Source organism: Streptococcus sp. NLN64 (assembly GCF_015831295.1).
In the GTDB taxonomy this organism is placed as follows: Bacteria; Bacillota; Bacilli; order Lactobacillales; family Streptococcaceae; genus Streptococcus.
In genome coordinates this window covers 1-883 of record NZ_JADXDQ010000120.1, presented here as the reverse complement: position 1 = coordinate 883, position 883 = coordinate 1, and the positions used below count along the sequence as shown (strand labels likewise).

The 883-nt window shown below is 35.1% G+C and carries 1 protein-coding gene and 1 pseudogene; one reads left to right on the top strand and one right to left on the bottom strand.

Annotation, left to right across the window (positions count from 1 at the left end; all coding sequences use genetic code 11):
* Positions 1 to 90: 90 nt before the first annotated feature.
* A pseudogene (locus I2503_RS09880) lies at positions 91 to 264 on the top strand (ABC transporter ATP-binding protein); the annotation flags it as partial.
* Positions 265 to 322: 58 nt separating this feature from the next.
* Here I2503_RS09880 and I2503_RS09400 read toward each other — a convergent pair.
* Positions 323 to 883 (bottom strand): ISAs1 family transposase (locus I2503_RS09400; RefSeq protein ID WP_196966846.1); only part of this gene is annotated, 561 nt, incomplete at its 5' end.

Below are 883 nucleotides of genomic sequence, written 5' to 3'. Positions count from 1 at the left end.
GACTTAACAAGACACTACTACTTTAACATAAAGAAAAAGTAGTGAGAAAATCTTCCGTCGAAGGTTTCCTCACTACTAATCTTAGTATGTTTGAGTCAAAATTACTCAGTGTATATATTTGACGAACCAACCAGTAATTTAGATCCCATTAGATCAAGGAAGATAATGGATTATATACTTTCTATATCTGATGCAATCATTATTGTGATCACTCATGATCAAGACAGAGAAATCCTGAAACGTTTTAATCAAGTTATCAGAATAGATGGCACGACAAACGCACGAAAGATTCTAGTAGATTTATTCCCTGCTAGAATCTTTTTTAAATTAGTACTCTTAAAAATTTATCGAATACCATACTCAAATGGAACTTCTTTCGTCTCATACTCATATCTTTACCAACATCAAGATTTCTTAACACACTCAAACAAAATTTGTCGATAATATTCAGGTTAAAGGCTAACTGTTTATTTAAAGTTTTATTAGCGTCTTCACGGAAAACAACATCCAATAGCCAGTGCATACTCTCGATTTTCCAGTGGCCCCGAACATAGCTGGCTAGTTCGTCAGCTAATACCTTCGTACTCAAGACAAAATAGCGCTCGATACGCGTTACCTTATCATCCTTCTCAATAATACAAATAGCCTTTCCCAAACATTGAACATGAGGCCAATCTGGATGGTCTTTTCGGAACCAAGAAGTGTCGTGGACAACTTCATACTTTCGTGTTTCGATTTGACCATGAGCTTTTTCAATAGTTTCATAATAATCTACTACAGACTCTTGGTCATAGGAAAAGCAAGCAACAATATCTTCCAATAATCCTTTTTGATTTCCTTTGACAGGTAGGCAGAAATCGCCACCCTGTTTGATTATTTTTTT